The sequence below is a fragment of the Lonepinella sp. BR2271 genome, assembly GCF_051851515.1.
Classification (GTDB): domain Bacteria; phylum Pseudomonadota; class Gammaproteobacteria; order Enterobacterales; family Pasteurellaceae; genus Lonepinella.
This window is the reverse complement of record NZ_JBPDVF010000003.1, coordinates 20,371-37,440: the sequence shown is the minus strand read 5'-3', so window position 1 is coordinate 37,440 and position 17,070 is coordinate 20,371. Positions and strand designations below refer to the sequence as shown.

Sequence of the window (17,070 nt, the reverse complement as noted above, 5' to 3'; positions counted from 1 at the left end):
AAAGAAAAAATAATCCTATTAATCGGCCCTATTGTGATGTTGTGCATCATCATTTTTTTAGGCAAACAAAGCAGTTACTGGCGAGCCGAGGCCGACAAAGAAGAAATGTTAAAACGTCAATGGCAAAGCCAATATTTGCACATCACCGAAATGATAGATGAATTTAACCAACAAACGCAACGCTTGACCCTTGCCGTGCAAGCCATGCAACAGACCCAACAACAGCAAACCAAGGAACTGAATAATGTCCTACAAAATAATCAAAGTTGGAGTGATAGCCCTGTGCCTGATGATGTTAGTCGGCTGTTCAAGCAACGTGGAAATCGTACCAATCCAAGCAAAAATTCTGTGTCCAACCACAAATCATTGCCAAGCGGTCACGCTCAAGGACATCAAAACCAACCGTGATTTAGCCTTAGCGTTAGACCACGCTTTAAACCAAACAGATTTATGCGTAACGGAACTTCAAGCCTTAACACAGTGCATTGACACATTTAACCAAATACAGGGAAACAGCCCATGACGGATGCCATAGATAATGCCCAACAAGCCGAGCAATTACAGCGTGATATTGCCTTACGTAATCAACTCAGCGTACAACGAAATATCAGCCTAACCCATTGCATAGATTGTGCTGACCCCATTCCCGAAAAACGCCGTCAAATGGTGATCGGCTGTAAACGTTGCATTGATTGCCAACAGGCATTCGAACTGCGTCAAAAAGGATTTCGCCCATGAAAAAGCCCAACCAACTTCGCAAAGTGTTAGAACAAGCCAACCCCTTTTTTGTGGCGAACCCTGATAAGCTACAATTATTTATTGATGACGGCAAAATCATTCGCACTGGCACAGATAACCTCAGCTTTGAAATGCAATACAGCTTAAATATTATCGTCACCGACTACCCCGATGACATCGCACGGCTCACCGTGCCATTGTTGGCGTATTTGCAAATCAACCAACCTGAACTCTTTGCTAACCCAGATTTGCGTGATAAAGCCATTCGCTTTTTGCCTGATTTTAACAATAACAACACCGCGGATATTCATTTTGAAATCAGCCCCATCACAGAACGGGTCGTGGTGAAACAATCGCAAGCGGACAGCGTGGTTTTAGACTACAAACCCGAACCTGTTTGGGGCAATGAACGGATCAAGGTGTATTTTGAAGATGAAGATAACTTAATTTTTGCGAGTAACAACAATGTCGACGGTTGATGAAATTCAAGCCAAATTCACCGCACTGTTAGCCAATATCAGCCCACAACAACGGCGAAAATTAGCCAGGGATATAGGCTTTAAACTGCGAAAAAGCCAAGCGGACAGAATCGCTAAACAGCAAAATCCAGATGGCACGGCGTATGAGCCACGCAAACCGCAACGAGTGAGCAAAAAAGCCAAGAATGCCAAAGGGCGAGTAAAACGCAAAGCCATGTTTGCCAAATTACGCACGGCCAGATTTTTTAAAGTGCGGTCAAATCAAGCAGAGGTTTCCGTCGGTTTTAGTGGCAGTGGTAGCACGATTGCCAATGTGCATCAATACGGTTTATCAAGCCGAGTGCAGCGAAAAAGTGAACGTAAAGTGAAATATGCCCAGCGTGAGTTACTGGGCTTTACCAAAAACGATGAAGAATTAATTGAAGACTTAGTAATTACACATTTAGGAATGAGTTAGCGATTTCTTTTGAAAAAAAATTTGCCATAAGGCAACGAAAATAACACCTAATGCCCAGATTAATTTGGCGATAAAAGCAAGAACACTAAAAAGAAACTCTAAAGCAACCACGGCAAATTCTAGTAACAAACCAATACAGGCAATTAAGATGAAAGGCAAAGCAAGTATCAAAAGAGCATCTAGCATAATTAACCCCCTAATATGTAAAGATTACCCTTAGCTTACACCGAACAATGAATAAAGGCAATTATCAGGAGAAAAAATGAGCGGAAAAAACCTTGTTCTCAATTTGACATTGAATGCGTTAGACAACGTTACAAAACCCTTTCGGAATATCAGAAGTCAAACGGTCGCTTTATCTCGAGCGTTAGGTGACAATAAAACCAAATTAAAACAATTAAAGGCAGCTCAAGATAGAGTGAAAAATTCAGGCATTGCCAATGTTCAAGAACGCTTTAAAAATCGCATTCATGAAACTAACCGTGCTATTGAACAACAAAAATTAAAATTACAAGAACTAAACCGAATTGCTCAAAGACAGCGAAACTATGCTAACCAAGTCAATACTCTTAAAACCGCATCCGACAATGTGAAAAACTTTGGACGGCAAACAATAACCATGGGAATGGCTGGTGCAGGTGTTGGCACGTTATTAATTAAACCAGCGGTAGAGTTTGAACAAGCCATGTCCAAAGTAGAAGCATTGACAAGGCTGGATAAAAATAATCCAGAGCAGGCTGAAAAGCTAAAAAAACTGGCAGAACAGGCTCAACACCTAGGAGCTACCACCGCCCTCACTTCTAAACAAGTTGCGGAGGGACAGGGATATTTTGCTATGGCAGGTTTTACTCCAGAGCAAATTTTATCAGCTATGCCCGCAGCCTTAGACATGTCCTTAGCATTTGATATGGATTTAGGTAGAGTATCTGACATTATATCTGACACATTATCAGCTTTTAAAATTTCTGCTGATGAAACAGAAAGAGTGGTTGATGTTTTAACTCTCACAGCAACAACTTCAAACACTACCCCTGAAACCATATATGAAACCATCAAAAAATCCGCTCCAATTCTAACCGCAGCAGGGCAATCTTTTGAAACAGCCGCAGGATTGACGGGGTTACAAGGAAATGTGGGAATTAAAGGCAGTGAAGCAGGTACAACTTTAAAAAATATGACTGCCAACCTTGCCGCACCATCAAAGGGAGCAAGTAAAATGTTGTCTTCCCTAAATGTAAAAACCTTAGACAAACACGGTAATTTACGTCAAGTTCCTGAGATTTTAAAAGACATTATGCAAGCCACAGAAAAAATGGGAACGGGGAAACGCATTAAAGTATTTGATGAAATTTTCGGTAAAATTGGGCTGGCTGGTGCAACAGAATTAGTCAGTCAAGCAGACGGTATAATCCAACAGTACGAAAAATCCTTGCATAATGCTCAAGGAACAGCAAAACAAGTTAGCAAAACCATGACTGATAATTTTATGGGGGATATTGCCAGTTTTCTTTCTGCTAAAGAAGACTTAGGAGTTGCTATTTATCAAACTGTTAACGAAGATTTACGAAAATTTGTTTCTCAAATCACTGAAGTTGTGCGTTCTATTTCAGCATGGATGCGTGCAAATCCCGAACTTACCGCAACGATTGCTAAATGGACAGGGATTTTATCGGTAGCGGCAGTGGCAATGGGTGGATTATCTGTGGCACTGGGTTTTATTGTTTATCCTATTGGGCGAGTAGTATTAAGCATATCCCGAGTGATCGGCTGTATTGGTCGTCTTAGTATGGCTTTCTTGCGAGCTGTGCCGTCTATTCTTTCTTTCAGTGCAGCCATGCTCACCAATCCGCTCGCATGGATTGTAGTAGGTATTACAGCAGTTATCGCCGCTATTGTGTTGCTTTGGAAAAACTGGGATAGCGTATGTAGTTGGGTGGCTGAAAAATGGGATTGGCTATGCGAAACCGTTGCCACCCTTTGGCAACCTATCGGGCAATTCTTTAGTGATATATGGCAACAAATAGATGAATTTTTTCATTCGGGCATTGGTAATATTACTAAAACGATTTTGGACTGGTCACCATTGGGATTATTTTATAAAGCCTTTGCTGGCGTGCTAAATTGGTTTGGTGTAGATCTGCCCAATTCCTTTACGCAATTTGGTTCTAATCTTATTGATAAATTCACTTCTGGTGCATTAAAAGCCCTTGATACCATGAAAAAAACAATGGGTAAAGCTGTTGATTGGATTAAGGAAAAATTGGGATTTAGCCAAGAGGCCGAAGTAAAAATCAACGAAACCAAACAGAAAACCGAACAAGTCAGTGTGGTAAATAATGCTCAAAATACCACTCCATTACAACAAAAATGGGTCGGCGGTTTAGTCGAAAAAGCAAAAGGCTTTGCCACCGGTGGCTACACTGGCAACGGCGGAAAATACCAACCTGCAGGCATTGTCCACGCTGGCGAATATGTGATGACCAAACAAGCCACAGCAAAATTAGGCGTACCCTTACTCAACGCCCTAAACTACGGCAAAAATGCCCTGATTGGCACAGGCTTAGGCTTAAGTGTGGCCATGGCTCAACCCATCCAGATTGACGACCGACCGCCATTAAAAGCCACAACAAGCCAAATGGTGACGCAACAGCCAATGCAAGTGAGCATTACGGTTAATGCCAACGCAGGGCAAGATCCGCAAGCTATCGCCCGAGAAGTGGCACGCCAGTTACAACAAATCCAAAGCCAACAACAAGCCCAACGGCGGAGTAGTTTGCGGGATAGGGATTAACATAATTTTTGTTGAAAAAGGGCTAATTTGCCAATAAAAAAGGCAAATTTGCCTTTTTTTCACTTTTTTTATAAAAATGCTTGCAATGTTCGCAAGTGCGAACTACAATACACCCTATAAGCAGAACGCAAGGGGCGTATGCAATCCTAAGGGGAAAAATCATGAAAGGCTACAATTTAGTAAAATCTGCAAGTGAAACATTTACATTAGTTGACGGTGAATTATGCGAAAGACACATCAGCGTTTATCAAAGTCAACGCAGTGAAAATGCGTTTAAAGTCGTCACCACCGATATTATTAACGGCGAACCCACAGAAAGCATTGAAAAAGGCAACCGTGCTTTTATCAAATGTTGCTTAATCTCTGCTTTAGGTGATGACTGGAATAAAAATTGGGGCGTACAAATACATTAAAAAAACAAAGCCGTAAGCGAAAAGACTTACGGCTTTTCATCTATCAAGGAAAATAAAAAATGAATGGCTTAAAACTCAAAATGATACGTGAATTATTGGGCTTGTCTATTGCGGAAGCCGCTGAATATATTGGGGGCGTAAGCAAACGCAGTTGGGAATATTGGGAAAAAGATGACCGCACTTTAAAGCCCGATGTGATCGAAAAAATGAATAGCCTGTTGCAACAATATAATGACAAATTATTCACCGCCGTTGAAGAAATCAAAAAAGGAAAACCACTCACCTTGCACTACCCTACAACCCCGAATACAGATATTATCGAATGGCGTTTAACCCAGTCACTAATGAGGGTTTTAGTCTGTTGTTATGGGGCAGAATTGGCTAAATAGCATTTTGATTTTCCTTGACAAAATACAAGGGAATTTTTACCATTTGCCAACAAAGAAAATGAGAATTTATTATGGCATTAAAATATCAACCTAAAGAAAAATCTGTTGTAATGTGTGACTTTTCGCAATTTAATTCACCTGAAATGACCAAAGTCAGGCCCGTGATTATTATTGCTAAGCATAAGAAAAACAAAGAGCTTGTCACCGTTGTTCCAATTAGTACAACCGAGCCTGTTCCATTAGCTCAATATCATTATGCCATGCCAACTAATCCTTTACCGAATAAGGCTCATATTCAATGTTGGGTAAAAGCGGATATAATTTATACGGTTTCCCTTGCGAGATTAGACCGCTATAAATTGGGGAAACGAGATTATATTGTTCCCGTAATTAGTGATGAAGATTTTCAACAAGTGAAAAATTGTATTGCATACGCATTAGGCTTGTGTTAAATTAACCCTGTACCCGAAAGGGGCTTGTAAAACCAATTTGCAAAATAATTGGTCGGTTTAACAAAGGCGATAACAAGTCAGTTAAACCGTGAATAGGACACTTTTTAGTGTCCTTTTGTTTTTCAGTTATTCAAGATTTGCTTTTCATTGTATCTCTAAACCAAAAGTGCTAGGATCGTTTTAAATCCACAAAGGGGGAAATATGATAACGAAAGAACAAGGTTATGATGAATTTTTAGCAAAAAGCATCGCCCTAGGTGAAGCCGATAGCCAAGCTGGGCGAGTTCATTCAGGTGAAGAAGTCAGAAAAGAAATATTTGATAAATATATTTTACCAAGAACCGCCGATGACAAAATTGGAACTGGATTTATCTTTAATTCAGATATGACATTTGAAGAATTTAAACAAGAAATGTTAGACTAACTCCACCCAAACCCTATTAACCCAACCCCAAATAGCAAGGTTTCCCCCTTGCTTTTTTTGTTATCACCCATTCTACATTCGCAATCTATCGCCCTATTCTCCCCTATCCGCCAAAATGCCTTTTATTTACCACGCACTTTAGGCAAAAATGACCGCAGAACTGAACCGCCGTATTGATAACATTATCCGCTTTGGCACCATTGCCGACGTCAATCACGCTGAACGCCGTGTGAAAGTGTTATCGGGTGGGATTAAAACCGATTGGCTACCGTGGTTGGAATGGCGTGCGGGGACAACAAGAAGCTGGTCACCACCAACGGTCAATGAGCAATGTGTCATTTTAGCGGCGAGCGGTGAATTGACAATGGCAGTGGTACTCACAGGGATTTACACCCTTAATCACAACAACCCCAGTCAATCCACCGATGAGCATGTGATTGAATTTGCGGACGGAGCGAGAATGGTTTACAACCAAGCCAATTCTGATTTGACCGTGACAGGCATTAGCACCGCCGCCATTCAAGCATCAAGCCAAATTGTGTTAGATACGCCCACCGTGAAATGCACGGGCAATGTTAACGTTTCAGGGCAAATCACATCAGGGGGCGACCAAATCGCAGGGGGAATTTCTACCATGAATCACACCCACATGGGCGACAGTGGCGGTGTGACAGGGCAACCGCAATAAGGCAATAACATAATGAATAGATATACAGGCGATAAAATCGAAGACGAGCAGGAACATATCAAGCAATCGGTCGCCGATATTCTCACTACCCAAATCGGTACAAGGATTCAACGGCGTGATTATGGCTCCAATATTCCCAAACTGATTGACCGCCCTATTGACCGAGTATTGATATTGCAAATTGCCAGTTGTGCGGTCGTGGCGTTAAACAAATGGGAAAAACGGCTCAATATCAGCCAATTTAAACCCGAATTTAAAGACGGCAAAGTAACGGCAAAAATTGTGGGGTCTCTGGCGAATACCAACAAACAAATAAATTATGACGACATGTTATTAGGTGGCTAATGAACAACAGCATTATTGATTTAAACAATCTGCCCTATCCGCAAGTTATTGATGAACTGGATTTTGAAACCTTGTTGGCGAACCGAAAAACCGCCTTTATTAGTCGCTTTGATACCGAAAGCGAACAAGCCTATTGGACGGAACGGCTACAATATGAAAGCGAACCTGTGGTAAAACTGCTGGAAGAAAACGCCTATTTAGAATTATTGCTCCGCAGTCAAATTAATGAAAAAGCCAAAGCCGTGATGTTAGCCTTTGCCACAGGGTCGGATTTGGACAATCTTGCAGCGTTATTTGGCGTGGAACGGCTGTTGATTCAAGCGGAAGATTTAACCACTAACCCGATCACCGAGGCGATTTATGAAGATGACGAACGACTCCGCTATCGGGTGCAAATGTCGCTAGAAAAAATCACTACCGCAGGCAGTCGGGGCAGTTATGAATATCACGCGTTGAGTAGTTCCGCTTTAGTGAAAGATGTGAATGTAGATAGCCCTACCGCTGGCACGGTGCAAGTGACAATCTTGTCTACCCAAGGCAACGGCATAGCGGAAAATGAATTAATTCAGCAGGTCAATGAAACACTGAATGCGGAAAATGTCCGCCCTTTGTGCGATACCGTAGTTGTGCAATCCGCTCAAATTGTGGATTATCAAATTCAAGCCACCTTAACGCTTTATCCGTCCGTATTGGAATCGGTGGTATTTGAAAACGTACAAAGTGCGGTGAAAAAATTTGTCGAAAAACAACACGCACTGGGGATTGATATTACCCTATCGGGAATTTATGCCGCTTTACATCAAGAGGGCGTGCAAAATGTGGTTTTGACTAAACCAACCCAAAATCTTGTGATTCAACCAACACAAGCAGGCTATTGCACAAGCATTAATATTACGGTGGGCGGTAGAGATGAATAACAGTTTATTGCCCATCGGTTCTACGCCCTTAGAGAAAAAGCTGTCGCAGACGTTTTCAGCGATTAGCGACATTCCTGTGCCGATTCATTTACTTTGGCAAGCCAAACATTGCCCGACTAATCTATTGCCGTGGTTGGCTTGGTCGGTATCCGTGGATGAATGGGATAGTGAGTGGTCGGATGAACAACAACGCAATAGCATTTTAGCTAGTTTTCCGGTTCACCAAATCAAAGGCACGATTAGCAGTATTCGCCGAGTATTGGCATCTGCCGGATATGGGGATGTGCAGATTTTAGAAAATATGTCTGCCATACAATATGACGAAACAAAAAGCTACAACGGCGATTATGTGCATGGATCAACAGAAAGCCACTGGGCAACTTATTGGATTTATCTTAACCGTCCAATGACCATTGAACAAGGCGAACAAGTCAGGCGATTGCTTGCCAACACCGCCCCTGTGCGTTGTCATTTAGTCGGTTTGCATTTTGAGCAAGCGAATAATCTTTACAATCAAAAAATCACCTATAACGGTGAGTATTCTTATGGAGTCGCATAATGGCGAATTTAACTGAAAAAAACGAATGGACGGACGGGATTTATCAGATTGAGAAAACTGATCCGGTGGTTGGTGGTGCGGATGGGATTTCCAACAAACAAGCTCAACAGTTGGCAAATCGTACTAAGTATTTAAAAGGGCAAGTGGAAAGCCTAAATCACGACAAGGCGGCAAGTAGTCATACCCATACTATTGCACAGGTTACGAATTTACAAAACACGTTAAACAGCAAAGCAACTAACACCGATTTAACCAACGCCAAAAACGCCTTAACCACAGAAATTAACAAAAAAGCGACCCAAGATGCTTTTTCTGCATTGCACGATTTAATGGTGGGCATTCCGTTTCCTTATCCATTATCTGCCGTGCCAAGCGGTTGTTTGGCAATGAATGGACAAAAATTTAACACATCCACTTACCCAATTTTAGCGAAAAAATACCCAACAGGTGTATTGCCAGATTTACGGGGTGAATTTTTGCGTGGTGCAGATATGGGGCGTGGGGTGGATAGTGGACGTGCATTGTTGAGTTCGCAAGGTGATGCGGTTCGGAATATTACGGGTGCATTCAAGATTACCGACGTTTATGCGAATGACTTTTGTAGTGGTGTTTTTTATGGTTTGAGTAAACCTAAAAACGAACGAGTTAGAACCGACGAAAACTATCATATAAATACTTTAAATGAACCATTAGTTGATTATCCCTATGCTGAAAAAATAGGGATAGATGCGAGTAGAATTGTACCAACAGCGGAAGAAAACCGCCCACGCAACATCGCTTTCCACTACATCTGCCTAGCCGCATAAGCCAAATAAAGGAGTTAAAAAATGATTCAATTTGACCAACAGGGCTTTGCCCTAGAAAGCGGTGAAATCACCGTTTACCAAACCGACAGCAATAATGAATTTTCGGGAGCCACCACGGAATTTATCAGTATTGGTGGTGGCTTGTCTGCCAATAGTTATTTAGATGCACCACCGAAAGTGAAAAACGGCTTTGCGATTATTCGTGAAAATAACAGCTGGCAATATGTGGAAGACCACAGAGGCGAAACAGTCTATTCCACCCTTGACCGTTCAAGTCTTGAAATGAAAGAACTAGGCAAAATTCCCGAAAATTACACCGCAGTTGCGCCTTTTTCGGATTCTTGTGAATGGAGCGGCAAAAAATGGACAATCTCCAAAGCCAAACAAGCGGAAATCAAAGCCAACCAACAGCAACAAATGCGTGAAAAAATCAACGCTAAACGAGATGAAAGTTGCTACGGGGGGATCTACATTGAAAACCTGAAAAAATGGTTTGACAGTGACGAAACCAGTTTTGTCAAAATGATTGGGGCGAAAGCCGTCATGGATGATGATCTGGCTAACGGCAAAGAAAGCACGCCTGAATTGTGGATTTGTGCGGATAATTCTGTCACCCAGTTAAACCGTGATGAATTTGCTTTGATTATTCGCACCATTAAAGAGCAAGTATCAGCCATGCACGCTTTAGCGGTGCAACACAAAACCCAAATGGAACAAGCGGATGAGCCGTTAGAATATAATTATTCGCAAGGTTGGGCGGTGACCTATCAGCAATCTTTAGCGGAGCAGAGCAATGCCGATTAAAGAATGGTTAAAGCAGATTTTAATTGCGGTAGATCAGTTTTTTAATGCGATGGCGTTTGGCTATGCGGATGAAACCATTTCTTGCCGTTGTTATCGCAATTTTGTGTTAGAACAAGATAAACGGCTCCGTTGGCGTTTGATGTATCATCTCGTGAATGGCTTGTTTTTTGACCGCAATCATTGCCGTGATGCCTATTTTAGCGAAATTGAACGCAAGCAATATCCGAGCCATTTTAGAAACTAACCCTCACCCTAGCCCTCTCCCAAAGGGAGAGGGGATTTTTTGCTTATTAGTTTCCTAAAAGTGCGGTGAATTGTTATGCCATTATTCACACTTTCCCCTTGTGGCACGCTCCCCCGTTTCCCCACACAATAGCCCTATCTTTTCACCAACCCATAGGGCTTTTATTATGTCTGATGAATTTTTGCACGGCGTGCGAGTGACGGAAATCACCGAAACACTCCGCACTTTAACGGTGTCTTCGACTTCTGTGATCGGCTTAGTGGCGACCGCAGACGATGCCGATGAAACCACCTTTCCTTTAAATAAACCTACCCTACTCACGGGCATTACATCCGCCGTTATTGCCAAAGCTGGCACCAAAGGCACGCTTGCCCGAGCGTTGGACGGCATTTTAGATATTACCAACACCAAAGTCATTGTGATTCGTGTGGCTGAGAGCGAAGATGACAGCCAAATGAAAGCGAACGTGATCGGCGGTGTAGATGAAAACGGTAATTACACCGGCTTAAAAGCGTTCTTAGTGGCACAAGCCTTAACAGGCGTGAAACCACGGATTTTTGCTATTCCTAAATATGACAGCCAAGATGTCACGGCGGAACTGTTGACCGTGGCGAAAAAGCTCAACGGCTTTGTGTATGCGTCTTGTTATGGTTGCCAAACCAAAGAACAAGCGGTGAACTATCGCCGCCAATTCTCACAACGTGAATTAATGCTGATTTTTGGCGATTTCTTATCGTTCAACAGCACCACCAAACAAACCGAAACCGACTACGCCGTCGTGCGTGCGGTGGCAATGCGTGCTTATCAAGACCAAGTACAAGGCTGGCATACTGCCATTTCTAATAAGGAATTAACAGGCGTGACAGGTGTCACCAATCCGCTTTCCTTTGATATTAACGATGCGGCAACGGATGTGAACTATCTCAATGAACAAGGCATTACTTGCTGTATCAATTACAACGGCTACAAATTCTGGGGCGTTCGCACTTGTTCCACCGATAAAACGTTCTTGTATGAAAACCAAACTCGCACCGCTCAAGTATTGAAAGATACCATTGCACAAAGTTTTGACTGGGCAATGGATAAAAATATCAGCGTGCCGTTGGTGAAAGAAATCGTAGAAGCGATTAATGCCAAATGGCGTTATTGGACGGCGGAAGGCAAATTAGTCGGCGGTAAAGCGTTCGTTAAAGCGGAATTTAACACCGCAGAAACCTTAAAAGATGCCAAATTGTTAATTGGTTATGATTATTGTGCTGCCCCATTATTGGAGCAATTAGAGTTTAATCAATATGTCAGCGACGAATATTTGGTTGAATTGGCAGATGAAATTACCAAAGTTGGCAGCTAATCATAGGGAGCATAAAAATGGGATTACCACGCAAATTAAAATTAATGAATGTCTTTGCAGACGGCAACAGCTACAAAGGGCAAATCACCGAACTTGAACAGCCCAAACTGGCGTTAAAACTGGAAGAATACCGTGCAGGCGGAATGATTGGCTCAGTGAAAGTGAATCTAGGCTTAGAAACCCTAGAAACCACGCTCAAAATGGGCGGTTATATGACCGAATTTTTACGCCAATTTGGCACCACCATTGACGGCACACCGCTCCGCTTTTTAGGGGCGTATGAACAGGACGACACAGGCGAAGTAACCAGTATTGAAATCGTGATGCGTGGACGTTTTGGCGAAATTGATGCAGGGTCATCTAAAGTTGGCGATGACACCGAACACAGTTTCACCGTACCACTCACTTATTACAAAGTGATTGAAAATGGCTCCGATGTAGTCGAGATCGATATGATTAACAGCGTTTTCATGGTGGACGGAACAGACCGACTCGCCGAACACCGCTCCGCCGTAGGACTGTAAATCCAATCGGGCAAACGCCCGATTTATTTCACCCATTTTAAAGGAATATTCAAATGACAAAACCCACTTCAAACACCGTCACATTAAGCACCCCGATTGTGCGTGGTGATAAAACATTCAACGAAATTCAAATCAACAAACCCACCGTGATTGCCTTAAAAGGCTTGAAACTGTTGGAATTATTGCAATCGGATGTCAATGCCTTAATGGTGCTATTGCCGAGAGTTAGCCAACCGATGTTACACAAAGCCGATTTTGACACAATGGACGTGGGCGACTTCACCGATCTTAGTACGGCGGTGATTAATTTTTTAGTGCCGACTTCAGCTCAAGCGGAACAGACGGAAAAAGTGGAATAGATGAACCGCTGAGAATTGCCGACTGTGTAGAAAATGCCATTGCCGACATTGCCATGGTGTTTCACTGGCGACCTGATGACTTCGACCAAATGAGCTTACTGGAACTCATGGAATGGCGAGAAAAAGCACGGGTGAGATATGAGCAACAACAACCCTCACCCTAGCCCTCTCCCAAAGGGAGAGGGAATAGTTGTCAAAATTTCACCGCACTTTTCAATCCCCCCAATGTCCCCTCTCCCTTTGGGAGAGGGCTAGGGTGAGGGTAAAAGGGTAAATAAGGAAAATTATGTTACAAAATTCAATCCTTGCCATTTTGGGCGTATTCCCCTTTATGCAACGCACCATCCCCTTTCAAACCTTAAGCCGTGAAACCAGTTGGCGACACCCGACTAACTCCGTTGTGGGGGCATTGCCGAAAAGCCAATTTGTGGGCAAAGAAAGCGAAAGTATCAATCTTTCTTGTCGCCTAATCCCCGAAATCACGGGCGGTGATTTTAGCATTGCGGCATTACGCTTAATGGCAGACAGTGGCGGAGCATTTCCCTTAATTGACGGCTCAAACTTCTTTTTATTGGGCTTTTTTGTGATTGAAAATATCCACGAAGAACGCAGTGAGTTATTTGGTGACGGCAAGGCAAGAGCGATTGATTTTTCTATGCAATTAAAACGCACCGATGATCCGACTTTGATTAGTTTAGCAAGTCAGGTGATGGGGAATTTGATTTAATGCTAGAACATAACGGACGACTCAAAGCCAAGCAATTTGCCGAATACATCACGGGCGAGCCATTGCGTCAGTATGTGGCGGAAACCATTGAGCGTTATTTAGGCAAAGGGATTAGCGTGTTTGATGGTGCTTGTGGGAGCGGTCAATTAGAGCAGTTTGTTAAGCCTTGCCGTTTTCGTGGGGTGGATATTCAGCCTGAAGCGGTGACAATGGCACGGCATAATTACCCCGACCCCGTAGGCGAAATTGATTGCACCAGTTTTTTCTTGTTCGATGAAGCAATTCAATATGATTGTGTGCTGATGAATCCGCCATTTTCCATTAAGTTTAAGGATTTGAGCATAGAAGAACAACAAGCCATTCAAGCGGAATTTCCGTGGAAAAAATCGGGCGTAGTGGATGATATTTTTATTCTCAAAGGCATGAAATATAGCAAACGCTTAGGCTTTTTTATTGCGTTCCCTGGTATTGGTTATCGCAATACGGAACGCCAAATGCGTGAGTTAATTGGACATCAATTAGCCCATTTGATTGTTGTTGAAAATGGCTTTGAAGATACCAGTATCAATGTGTTGTTTTTGGTGATTGATAAACAGAAAACCAGTTCGATTTATTCCCGTACATTGTGGGATGCCAAAACGCAAAAAGCGAAATGCAGTGATGAACACAATATGACGGAGATTGGCGAGCCGTGGGAAACGATTCGAGATGAAAGTCAACACCCAAAGGAAACACTAGATATTCGGGAATTAACACGGCAATACAAGGAATTAAGACGAAAAAACAGGGAAACAGATAAAAAAATTGATGAATTGATTGATTGGCTTGAACGTGAATTTGATTAAAAAGCCTATTAGAAAATAGGCTTTAAGGATTATTTGGTGAGATAGGTTGCAGTGAGTGCAAACACTAAGCCGACAAGGGCAAAGACGGCTAGACCGAATGTGAGTTCCATTATTTATTCTCCGCAGGTTAAGCGGTTGCCAGTCCATAGACTTTATCTGCCGCAACACGGCTTAGAAAGCTGCTACGGTTTTTGTAGTCTTTATGGGTTGCCACAAAGTCATCAATGCTTTTAATTAAATGGGCAGGCAAGGTGATATTAATGCGTTCTGCTTTGCCGAGTAAATGGGTAATATCCACATCAACCACCCCGAAAAACATATCGTAATCGGTAAAATCTGGATTATGACGGTGATTTTCAATAGATGTTGGTTTGGGAATCTCTTCCCCCATTTCAACAAGCAATGCAAGATGACCTGAAATGGCTTCTTTTACGTTTTCGTAGGCTTCATCTAAGGTGTCACCTGCAGAAAAACAGCCGGGAATATCAGGCACAATAACGCCGTAGGCGTGGGTTTCATCCCCTGGTTCAATAGCAATTGGATATAACATAAAATTTCCTTTTGTGTTGATAGCAGGGCTATTTTAGCCCTGCTTGTTTTAATACTGAATGTTCTGTTCCCTTTTTAACATCCTTTCTAGGATGTGGGATGGTAACAATCCCTTTTTTAGTTGAGTGTGTGAAGTGGTGATGACTACCTGTTGCGTGGTGAAATTTCCATCCGTCCGCCTCAATCAATTTTATTAAGGTTTTACTATCCACATTGCTATGCTCCTGTATTGTTTTTTTCAGTGTGTGTAGTATAAGTATAAAATAAATCATTGTCAACTATTTTATGGCGATAGTGTGTATTTTATAAAATAATTTGAGTAAAATAAAATGCTAGAAAAACTCCTAGAAACCAACCACCGCACTTGCCGTTTTAACGTGCGAGTGACCACCAAAGATAAGCAGGAAAAAGACATCACGCAGATTGTCAATGACCGCTTAATTAGTCTAACCATTAATGACAATCGGGGCTTTGAGGCGGATACCTTAGAGCTAGAACTCAGCGACCACGACAGCCAACTGGCACTGCCGCCACGCAATGCGACAATCAGTGTCGCGATTGGTTGGGCGGGTCTGCCGTTAGTGGATAAAGGCAAGTATTTAGTGGACGAAGTACAATTCAGCGGTTCGCCTGATAAGGTTTATATTCGTGCCAGAAGTGCGGATTTAAAAGGGAGTTTGAGCGAGAAAAAAGAACGGTCTTTTGACAAAATTAAGCTCACCGCCCTTGTGGAACAAATCGCCAAAGAAAATCAGCTCAAAGCGTTGATTTCGGACGACTACAAAGCGGAAACCGTGGCACATATTGACCAGACCAGCGAAAGCGATATTAATTTGCTTACAAGGTTGAGTCAACAATATGACGCTATCGCCACGGTGAAAAATGGCTGTTTGCTGTTTATGAAAACAGGCAAAGGCAAAACCGCCACAGGTAAAGCGATTCCACCTTTTACGATTATTCGCCAACTGGGCGACAATTATCAATTTTCTATTGCCGAAAGTGAGAATTTTAAAGCGGTGCGTGCTTATTGGCACGACCAAAACACAGGCAAGCGTGGTGAGATTGTGATTGATGAAAATAGCAAAGTCACCAAAAAAGCCAAAATGACCAAAGGTCGGACGCTGAAAAATGGCACGGTGAAAGGGCGACATTTAAGCAAACGCAAATACAATGTGTTGGAACAAAAAGAACCGATCACCAGTGACAGCTCACAAATCAAAACGCTACGCCATACCTATGCCAGTGAGCAATCCGCCATTACGGGAGCAAAATCCGCCTTTGACAAGCTCAAACGTGGTGTAGCGACCTTCTCCCTTAACCTTGCCTTTGGTGAACCTGATTTAATGCCCGAAATGCCCGTGACTCTAAGTGGTTTTAAAACAATGATTGATGGGGCGGGTTGGATTATCAGCAAAGTGACGCATAGCATTAATGATAATGGGTTTACGACGCAGGTTGAGTGTGAATTACAGGTGGAAACGGATGTGGAAGTGAAGAAGAAATAAAGGGGAAAATTCCCCTTTTTTTAGCGTTAGAAAAAATGGCGAAATAATTTATTAATAAAGGAGACCTTAATTAATTTATTTTCGCTGATACCTTGTGCTCTCACTTCTGCATTATAACAAAGCTGATTGAGCGTTGTTATAATTGGCGGTTCGTTAGCTTCAATAGATAATTTTTCATCGGTGATGTGTTTGATTAATTCATCGGATAAAGATTCACGGCGTAGCTTACGTTCTAGGTTAATATATTGTTTGGTGAAATCTAAATGATCTCTTGCCTTGCTTGAAAAGCCAATTACCAGTGAAAAGGCAGACGCAATGGAAACCAACGCCCCAGAATATAACGCAATTCTTTCACTGCCTGTTTGTAGTACCCCATAAATTGTTGTAGAACTAAACAAGAGCGAAAGCACATTGGTCATTTTATCACAGAAATCATAAAATCTTCGGCGTGCGGTGTGGTAACGAATGGAACGCCCCAAATTAAATAATAAAGCAAATTCCTGTTCTAACAATACATCATTTTCTGTTGGGTTGTTCGTTGTTGCGGTCTGCCCGAGTTGGTGTGGGTTCAGTTTCCCTGACGTAGTCATTACGTTGTTCTCCGTTTTGTTGGTCGTTTTTTCCATTATTCGGATTTGTATGAGTTAGAGAATCGTTTTTGTCTGTCATAAAGCCTATTACCTTTTACATAAAATCGTGATTAA

27 protein-coding genes are annotated in these 17,070 nt (G+C 42.3%); 23 read left to right on the top strand and 4 right to left on the bottom strand.

What is annotated here, in order from left to right:
* Window positions 1–244: 244 nt before the first annotated feature.
* The 4 genes from lysC to ACTG7X_RS03375 are packed head-to-tail and all read left to right on the top strand — an operon-like array spanning window position 245 to window position 1,674.
* Window positions 245–523: an Rz1-like lysis system protein LysC gene (gene lysC, locus ACTG7X_RS03390; RefSeq protein ID WP_439257142.1), complete on the top strand. Its 279-nt coding sequence runs from the start codon at window positions 245–247 to the stop codon at window positions 521–523.
* Complete coding sequence (locus ACTG7X_RS03385) at window positions 520–738, top strand: TraR/DksA family transcriptional regulator (protein ID WP_439257141.1); 219 nt, start codon at window positions 520–522, stop codon at window positions 736–738. Before lysC ends, ACTG7X_RS03385 begins: the two co-directional genes overlap by 4 nt.
* Window positions 735–1,217, top strand: coding sequence for a phage tail protein (locus ACTG7X_RS03380; protein ID WP_439257140.1), 483 nt, complete (start codon window positions 735–737; stop codon window positions 1,215–1,217). Before ACTG7X_RS03385 ends, ACTG7X_RS03380 begins: the two co-directional genes overlap by 4 nt.
* On the top strand, window positions 1,204–1,674 hold the full coding sequence (locus ACTG7X_RS03375) for a phage virion morphogenesis protein (RefSeq protein WP_439257138.1): 471 nt from the start codon (window positions 1,204–1,206) through the stop codon (window positions 1,672–1,674). The genes ACTG7X_RS03380 and ACTG7X_RS03375 overlap by 14 nt, the downstream gene beginning before the upstream one ends.
* Here the strand turns inward: ACTG7X_RS03375 and ACTG7X_RS03370 are convergent.
* A complete protein-coding gene (locus ACTG7X_RS03370; RefSeq protein WP_439257137.1) occupies window positions 1,660–1,860 on the bottom strand; it encodes a hypothetical protein in 201 nt (66 codons plus the stop codon). The two genes, ACTG7X_RS03375 and ACTG7X_RS03370, sit on opposite strands and share 15 nt — an antisense overlap.
* 76 nt (window positions 1,861–1,936) lie before the next feature.
* Between ACTG7X_RS03370 and ACTG7X_RS03365 the strand changes: the two genes are divergently transcribed.
* From ACTG7X_RS03365 to ACTG7X_RS03280, 18 genes are all read left to right on the top strand, one after another.
* Entirely contained in the window at window positions 1,937–4,465 is a 2,529-nt protein-coding gene (locus ACTG7X_RS03365; protein ID WP_439257135.1) for a phage tail tape measure protein, read from the top strand.
* 161 nt (window positions 4,466–4,626) lie between these two features.
* On the top strand, window positions 4,627–4,878 hold the full coding sequence (locus tag ACTG7X_RS03360; protein WP_439257133.1) for a hypothetical protein: 252 nt from the start codon (window positions 4,627–4,629) through the stop codon (window positions 4,876–4,878).
* Between the two features lie 59 nt (window positions 4,879–4,937).
* Window positions 4,938–5,267 (top strand): Aca2/YdiL-like domain-containing protein, encoded by a 330-nt coding sequence (locus ACTG7X_RS03355; protein WP_439257132.1) that lies wholly within the window; start codon window positions 4,938–4,940, stop codon window positions 5,265–5,267.
* A gap of 71 nt (window positions 5,268–5,338) precedes the next feature.
* Entirely contained in the window at window positions 5,339–5,719 is a 381-nt protein-coding gene (locus ACTG7X_RS03350) for a type II toxin-antitoxin system PemK/MazF family toxin (RefSeq protein ID WP_439257131.1), read from the top strand.
* A 202-nt stretch (window positions 5,720–5,921) separates the two neighbouring features.
* Window positions 5,922–6,143: a hypothetical protein gene (locus ACTG7X_RS03345; protein WP_439257130.1), complete on the top strand. Its 222-nt coding sequence runs from the start codon at window positions 5,922–5,924 to the stop codon at window positions 6,141–6,143.
* 148 nt (window positions 6,144–6,291) lie between these two features.
* A complete protein-coding gene (locus ACTG7X_RS03340) occupies window positions 6,292–6,831 on the top strand; it encodes a phage baseplate assembly protein V (protein ID WP_439257128.1) in 540 nt (179 codons plus the stop codon).
* Between the two features lie 12 nt (window positions 6,832–6,843).
* Window positions 6,844–7,176, top strand: a complete 333-nt coding sequence (locus ACTG7X_RS03335) for a GPW/gp25 family protein (RefSeq protein ID WP_439257126.1) — start codon at window positions 6,844–6,846, stop codon at window positions 7,174–7,176.
* Entirely contained in the window at window positions 7,176–8,093 is a 918-nt protein-coding gene (locus ACTG7X_RS03330) for a baseplate assembly protein (protein ID WP_439257125.1), read from the top strand. The genes ACTG7X_RS03335 and ACTG7X_RS03330 overlap by 1 nt, the downstream gene beginning before the upstream one ends.
* Window positions 8,086–8,652: a phage tail protein I gene (locus tag ACTG7X_RS03325; protein WP_439257124.1), complete on the top strand. Its 567-nt coding sequence runs from the start codon at window positions 8,086–8,088 to the stop codon at window positions 8,650–8,652. The genes ACTG7X_RS03330 and ACTG7X_RS03325 overlap by 8 nt, the downstream gene beginning before the upstream one ends.
* The gene (locus tag ACTG7X_RS03320; protein ID WP_439257123.1) at window positions 8,652–9,458 is read left to right on the top strand and encodes a tail fiber protein; all 807 of its coding nucleotides are present in this window, start codon (window positions 8,652–8,654) and stop codon (window positions 9,456–9,458) included. The genes ACTG7X_RS03325 and ACTG7X_RS03320 overlap by 1 nt, the downstream gene beginning before the upstream one ends.
* Window positions 9,459–9,479: 21 nt before the next feature.
* A complete protein-coding gene (locus ACTG7X_RS03315) occupies window positions 9,480–10,262 on the top strand; it encodes a DUF4376 domain-containing protein (protein WP_439257122.1) in 783 nt (260 codons plus the stop codon).
* A complete protein-coding gene (locus tag ACTG7X_RS03310) occupies window positions 10,252–10,506 on the top strand; it encodes a DNA helicase UvrD (RefSeq protein ID WP_439257121.1) in 255 nt (84 codons plus the stop codon). The genes ACTG7X_RS03315 and ACTG7X_RS03310 overlap by 11 nt, the downstream gene beginning before the upstream one ends.
* 166 nt (window positions 10,507–10,672) lie before the next feature.
* Window positions 10,673–11,857 carry a phage tail sheath subtilisin-like domain-containing protein gene (locus ACTG7X_RS03305; protein ID WP_439257120.1) on the top strand — a complete coding sequence of 395 codons (1,185 nt, stop codon included), beginning with the start codon at window positions 10,673–10,675 and terminating at the stop codon, window positions 11,855–11,857.
* A 17-nt stretch (window positions 11,858–11,874) separates the two neighbouring features.
* Window positions 11,875–12,381, top strand: coding sequence for a phage major tail tube protein (locus ACTG7X_RS03300; protein WP_439257119.1), 507 nt, complete (start codon window positions 11,875–11,877; stop codon window positions 12,379–12,381).
* Window positions 12,382–12,434: 53 nt separating this feature from the next.
* Window positions 12,435–12,740 carry a phage tail assembly protein gene (locus ACTG7X_RS03295; protein WP_439257117.1) on the top strand — a complete coding sequence of 102 codons (306 nt, stop codon included), beginning with the start codon at window positions 12,435–12,437 and terminating at the stop codon, window positions 12,738–12,740.
* The gene (locus ACTG7X_RS03290; RefSeq protein ID WP_439257301.1) at window positions 12,737–12,904 is read left to right on the top strand and encodes a GpE family phage tail protein; all 168 of its coding nucleotides are present in this window, start codon (window positions 12,737–12,739) and stop codon (window positions 12,902–12,904) included. The genes ACTG7X_RS03295 and ACTG7X_RS03290 overlap by 4 nt, the downstream gene beginning before the upstream one ends.
* 122 nt (window positions 12,905–13,026) lie before the next feature.
* Window positions 13,027–13,467 carry a phage tail protein gene (locus ACTG7X_RS03285; RefSeq protein WP_439257116.1) on the top strand — a complete coding sequence of 147 codons (441 nt, stop codon included), beginning with the start codon at window positions 13,027–13,029 and terminating at the stop codon, window positions 13,465–13,467.
* Window positions 13,467–14,312: an N-6 DNA methylase gene (locus ACTG7X_RS03280; protein ID WP_439257115.1), complete on the top strand. Its 846-nt coding sequence runs from the start codon at window positions 13,467–13,469 to the stop codon at window positions 14,310–14,312. Before ACTG7X_RS03285 ends, ACTG7X_RS03280 begins: the two co-directional genes overlap by 1 nt.
* Window positions 14,313–14,439: 127 nt before the next feature.
* On the opposite strand, the gene ACTG7X_RS03275 is transcribed toward ACTG7X_RS03280, so the two are convergent.
* On the bottom strand, window positions 14,440–14,862 hold the full coding sequence (locus ACTG7X_RS03275) for a type II toxin-antitoxin system HicB family antitoxin (protein ID WP_439257113.1): 423 nt from the start codon (window positions 14,860–14,862) through the stop codon (window positions 14,440–14,442).
* A 28-nt stretch (window positions 14,863–14,890) separates the two neighbouring features.
* Window positions 14,891–15,073 carry a type II toxin-antitoxin system HicA family toxin gene (locus tag ACTG7X_RS03270; RefSeq protein ID WP_439257111.1) on the bottom strand — a complete coding sequence of 61 codons (183 nt, stop codon included), beginning with the start codon at window positions 15,071–15,073 and terminating at the stop codon, window positions 14,891–14,893.
* 117 nt (window positions 15,074–15,190) lie between these two features.
* On the opposite strand from ACTG7X_RS03270, the gene ACTG7X_RS03265 reads away from it, so the two are divergent.
* Window positions 15,191–16,366, top strand: coding sequence for a phage late control D family protein (locus ACTG7X_RS03265; RefSeq protein WP_439257109.1), 1,176 nt, complete (start codon window positions 15,191–15,193; stop codon window positions 16,364–16,366).
* Between the two features lie 26 nt (window positions 16,367–16,392).
* On the opposite strand, the gene ACTG7X_RS03260 is transcribed toward ACTG7X_RS03265, so the two are convergent.
* On the bottom strand, window positions 16,393–16,956 hold the full coding sequence (locus tag ACTG7X_RS03260) for a hypothetical protein (RefSeq protein WP_439257107.1): 564 nt from the start codon (window positions 16,954–16,956) through the stop codon (window positions 16,393–16,395).
* Window positions 16,957–17,070 lie beyond the last annotated feature (114 nt).